We start from the raw sequence: 4,972 nt of genomic DNA, 5'->3' as shown, positions 1-4,972 counted from the left end.
TGACCCGTCCTGAATTACACGCGCTTTGCTTCCACAAAAATAATGTCGCTGGTGAACGAGCCATCTCCCTGCAACTCAAAATAACGCTGCACTTCATCTGATGCACTCTGTTGGTAGATTCGAATAGCGTCAGCCAGAGCTTCAGGTGTTCTCATTCTGGCAATCCAGGATGTAAACTCCAGATTCAATCGGTCGCACAAGAGATTTTGCGAGACCAGGCCCGCATCATTCAACAGGCTCAACCACTCGCCACTTGAATAATTACGAACGTGAGATGTATCGCGCAATGCTTCAACCGTTTGCAGCCAGATATCGAGAACGGGATGACCTGGAGACATCACATCCATAAAAATTACAACACCACCAGGTCTCAGTACACGCTTTACCTCACGCAATGCTTTACCTACATCATGCCAGTGATGAGCTGAATAGCGGCTAATCACCACATCAAAAGAACCATCATCAAACGGCAACACTTCTGCATAACCTTGTTGAGTCGTGATGTTGAAGATGCCACGCATTTTAGCCGCATCATTGACCACACTGAGCATCTGTTCTGAGAGATCATAAGCAACCACCTCTTTCACCTGAGCCGCCGCAATAAAGCTCGCATGCCCTGCCCCACACCCCATATCGAGCAGACGCGCATCAGGGAAATCAGCCAGACGCGCGCTCAGACGCTCCAGATCGCGGCCAGCAGCGTGCACAGCACTTGTCAGATAGGCACTGGCCTGCGAGCCAAACTGTTGATCGACTTTGTCATGGTGAGATTGTGTTGTCATTGTATTGTCCTTGCAGATGATTGTAAGTAAGGGCAGCACATAGTCTGCCCAATGGCAGACCTGACTTACCTTACTTCAGCTCAGGTTTGCCGGGACGGAATTCGACTAGTAGAGGATTGTGGTCGGACGCACGAGTCACCAAAACAGAGGCTTCTGCAACGTTTAAACCACGATAAAACACGAAATCAAGTGGGCGACCGAAAGCACGGCGGCGATGGTCATCTGTGAAACGCACTTCCCGCAGAGTCATTTCACGGGCGAAGCGGTAAAGCGCATTCATGCGTGGGCGGCTCCAGGCGTTAAAATCACCCGCCATAATCACCGGCCCATTATGGTGGCCAATTTGATCGCCAATCGGCCCAAGCTGCTTGCTGTAGACATCGACACCGAGACTGAAATTGACCGCGTGGATATTCACAACCATCAACAACCGACCATCAGGCAGTGGGTATACGGTCACTAATGCAGATTTGGACAAGCGTAAAATCGGCTCGCGTTCGCGTAACGGACAACAGTAAACAGGATGAGCAGCGGAAAGAGTCATAACACCTGAGGGGTGTTGAGGCAGGACAAATGCCGGAACCTGGTCGGCGGCCAGATAGTTACTGGTGGCAAACTTTACCAGTTCAGGGGTCGTTTGAGCCTCCTGCAATAAAACAAGATGAGCATCTTTACCGAAGTTTTGCAGTACAGAAAGCCATTCTGCACGCTGCTGTTTAAAGATATTCCACACTAATACTTTTAGTGAACCCTCACTTGGTAAAGGTTCGCCGGGTGGCAATGCCTGACCAATAGTTGCAAATGAGCCAGGGGGCAGAATACGTTCTGCTGGCTGACCGGCAACATATCTCATGGCATAAGTATTTTTGCGCACGTTTTTACTAATGACCTCTATAACCAAAGAAGCCTCCAAATCGAAGGCTGTCTTTCAGTTATAGGGACTTTGGTGCCGAGTTTCAACGACCAATTCAAACCATTGACGAACAAGACCGTAAGTAATTGCTAACAGCCTTGTTGTGAATGTCTAACCGATAGCAACTTCACGACGTGTATCCAGTCGACCACTGATGGTAATTAATAATAGTGCGCCAACAACAATTACGGCCCCAATCCACGGTGTCTGGGCTAAACCAAAGCTTTGAACTGTCTGACCACCAATTACAGAGCCTAATGCAATCCCGACGTTAAAAGCGGCAATATTCAGCCCAGAAGCAACATCTACAGCATTTGGCGCGTACAACTCAGCTTTCTGCACAACGTACACCTGCAATCCCGGTACATTGCCGAAAGCAAAGACTCCCATAATCAATACCGTCACTAAAGCGCCAATATGCGAACTCGCAGTGAACTGGAAGACAAGCAGTAATGCGGCGAGTGCTGCAAAAATGAATTTTAAAGCCGGTACAGCACCATGGCGATCTGCAAGTTTCCCACCCCAGATATTACCGATAGCAACAGAGACTCCATATCCCAACAAAATCCAACTTACCGCGGCTGGTGAATATCCTGCCAGGTTTTGCATCATCGGAGCCAGGAAGGTAAATGCTGTAAACACGCCACCATAACCTAGTGCTGTTATTGCGTAGATGATTAAAAGACGAGGGTGAGTCATTACTTTTAATTGATCTTTCAAACTAGCAACCGCTCGGGTCGGGATATCTTTTGGCACAAGAATAGTACTGCTGATTAATGCAATCACACCGATTGCAGAAACCGCAAGGAAGGTTTCACGCCATCCGAAATGCTGCCCGATAAACGTTCCGAGAGGTACACCTGTGACCAATGCAACCGTTAAGCCACCAAACATAATGGCAATTGCAGTCGCTGCTTTCTCTTTAGGCACCAGGCTGGTTGCAATAGTCGAACCAATTGAGAAGAAAACACCGTGCGCAAGACCTGTGAGCAAACGAGCAATGACCAGCGTTTCATAATTAGGCGCAAGCCAGGCCAGCAAGTTACCTGCTGTGAATAGCGCCATCAGTCCGATCAGTAGCTGTTTACGAGGCAACTTTCCTGTCAGCGCGGTTAGTACAGGAGCACCAACAGCAACTCCTAATGCATAAATTGAAACCAGCAATCCCGCAGAAGGGAGCGAAATTGAAAGTTGCTCAGCAATTGTTGGTACCAGTCCAACAATAACAAATTCGGTAGTACCGATTGCGAATGCACTGATAGTCAGTGCCCAAAGCGCCAGAGGCATGATTTACTCCATAACAGGTGTCTTTTGATGACACGCAGTATGGCAAGATGGTTAAATAACAAAAATATGCAAAATCTCAATAGAATTTTGTCTCAGGAGCAACAATGAAGGCCACCTCAGAAGAACTGACGATTTTTGTCGCTGTTGTAGAAAGCGGAAGCTTCAGTCGCGCCGCGAGCCAACTTGAGATGGCAAATTCGGCAGTCAGTCGCTCAGTAAAGAAATTAGAGATGAAGTTAGGTGTCACTCTGCTAAATCGTACAACCCGCCAACTGAGCCTCACCGAGGAAGGTGAGCGCTACTTCCGCCGTGTACAACAGATTTTGCAGGAAATGGCAGCGGCGGAAAATGAGTTGATGGAAACGCGACAAAGCCCACGCGGCTTACTGCGTATTGATGCTGCAACTCCCGTAATGTTGCACCTTTTAATGCCATTGATTAAGCCTTTCCGCGAGCGTTACCCGGAAGTAACGCTTTCCCTCATCTCATCTGAGACATTTATTAATTTGATTGAGCGAAAAGTCGATGTCGCGATACGAGCAGGAACTTTGACAGACTCAACGTTGCGGGCGCGGCCTCTTTTTTCCAGTCGTCGTAAAATCATCGCCTCGCCGGAATATTTAGCGCAGTACGGTATGCCAAAAAATGCAGAAGATCTTCAGGATCATATTTGTCTTGGTTTCTCAGAGACTGAAAGCCTCAATAAATGGCCAGTAGCGCAGGCCGATGGGCTGCGTTATGACATTACGCCGGGAATCACATCGAATAGTGGGGAAACACTTAAGCAACTATGCCTGACAGGAAATGGGATTGCGTGTCTATCTGACTATATGATTAATAAAGAAATAGCTGAGGGGAAGTTTGTTGAATTACTGACAAACAAGCTGTTACCAGTAGAAATGCCATTTAGTGCGGTGTATTACAGCGATCGGGCCGTCAGTAGCCGCATTCGGGCGTTTATAGACTTTTTAAGCGAACATGTGCAACAGCCCCCGGAGGGGCTGTAGTGGAAAATTAGTCCCAGTCAGGAGCCAGACCTTCTGGACTCACCAGTCGATCATTACAGTCCAGCTTAGCGACAGCAGCCATATCTTCCGCATCCAGCATAAGAGTCTGCGCCTGTAGATTGCTTTGTAGATTCTCACGTTTTGTAGATGAAGGAATCACCGCATAACCCAACTTCATTGCCCAGGCCAAAATGACCTGCGCAGGCGTTGCATTGTGCTTTTTAGCAATTCGCCCGATAACTTCATCTGCCAGTGCTTTGCCATAGGCAAGCGTCATATAAGAAGTGATGTGGATATCATGTTCATGTGCCCAATCAACCACTTTACGGTTCTGCAGATAGGGTGAAAGCTCAATTTGGTTGGTAGCAATATTCTCAGCACCCACGGCATCAATGGCTTGTTGCATCAGATCGATCGTGAAGTTAGAGATACCAATCTGACGTGTCAGCCCTTCTTTTTTGGCTTCCAGCAATGCTTGCATAAACTCTGCTACCGGAACCGCATTATTCGGTGATGGCCAGTGAATCAGCGTCAAATCGACATAATCGGTATGCAATTTACGTAAGCTTTCTTTCAGGCTTGGGATTAATTTGTCTTTGCTAAGGTTATCAATCCAGATTTTGGTCGTGATAAATAACTCATCACGAGCTACACCACTCTCTTCAATCGCCTGCCCTACAGCCGCTTCATTATCATAGATTTGTGCGGTATCAACAGTGTGGTAACCCAACTCTAAAGCTGTTTTTACTGATGCGATAACTACGTCGTCTTTTAAGCGAAAAGTACCCAGACCAAATGCAGGAATTGTCATTATTTACCTCATTAATGGATATGTGTGGTCAATACGAGGATTATGGCGGTAATCACTTTGCTGAAAAAGACAGGTAAATGCAGAAGATATTTGCGTTAAACGCAATAGTAGGAAGATATTTGGTTGAATTACAGACATGAAAAAAGCCCTGAGTCTATTAGACTCAGGGCTT

At 47.1% G+C, this 4,972-nt stretch carries 4 protein-coding genes and 1 pseudogene; 1 reads left to right on the top strand and 4 read right to left on the bottom strand.

Annotated features, from left to right (window positions below):
- Positions 1-14: 14 nt before the first annotated feature.
- From M979_RS00025 to M979_RS00015, 3 genes are all read right to left on the bottom strand, one after another.
- Entirely contained in the window at positions 15-782 is a 768-nt protein-coding gene (locus M979_RS00025) for a class I SAM-dependent methyltransferase (RefSeq protein WP_064552936.1), read from the bottom strand.
- Positions 783-852: 70 nt separating this feature from the next.
- Positions 853-1,656 (bottom strand): endonuclease/exonuclease/phosphatase family protein, encoded by an 804-nt coding sequence (locus tag M979_RS00020; protein ID WP_034461607.1) that lies wholly within the window; start codon positions 1,654-1,656, stop codon positions 853-855.
- Between the two features lie 150 nt (positions 1,657-1,806).
- Positions 1,807-2,982 carry an MFS transporter gene (locus tag M979_RS00015; protein ID WP_064552934.1) on the bottom strand — a complete coding sequence of 392 codons (1,176 nt, stop codon included), beginning with the start codon at positions 2,980-2,982 and terminating at the stop codon, positions 1,807-1,809.
- A 104-nt stretch (positions 2,983-3,086) separates the two neighbouring features.
- Between M979_RS00015 and yafC the strand changes: the two are divergent.
- A pseudogene (yafC, locus tag M979_RS00010) lies at positions 3,087-4,000 on the top strand (DNA-binding transcriptional regulator YafC).
- Here the strand turns inward: yafC and dkgB are convergent.
- Complete coding sequence (gene dkgB, locus M979_RS00005; RefSeq protein ID WP_064552930.1) at positions 3,997-4,800, bottom strand: 2,5-didehydrogluconate reductase DkgB; 804 nt, start codon at positions 4,798-4,800, stop codon at positions 3,997-3,999. The pseudogene yafC and the gene dkgB overlap by 4 nt on opposite strands.
- Positions 4,801-4,972 lie beyond the last annotated feature (172 nt).

The sequence above is a fragment of the Buttiauxella noackiae ATCC 51607 genome, assembly GCF_001654865.1.
In the GTDB taxonomy this organism is placed as follows: Bacteria; Pseudomonadota; Gammaproteobacteria; order Enterobacterales; family Enterobacteriaceae; genus Buttiauxella; species Buttiauxella noackiae.
This window is presented reverse-complemented; position numbering and strand designations above follow the sequence as displayed.

Coding starts and splice junctions, on each gene's coding strand:
- M979_RS00025 (WP_064552936.1), bottom strand. CDS start 782: ATGACAACACAATCTCACCATGACAAAGTCGATCAACAGTTTGGCTCG.
- dkgB (WP_064552930.1), bottom strand. CDS start 4,800: ATGACAATTCCTGCATTTGGTCTGGGTACTTTTCGCTTAAAAGACGAC.
- M979_RS00015 (WP_064552934.1), bottom strand. CDS start 2,982: ATGCCTCTGGCGCTTTGGGCACTGACTATCAGTGCATTCGCAATCGGT.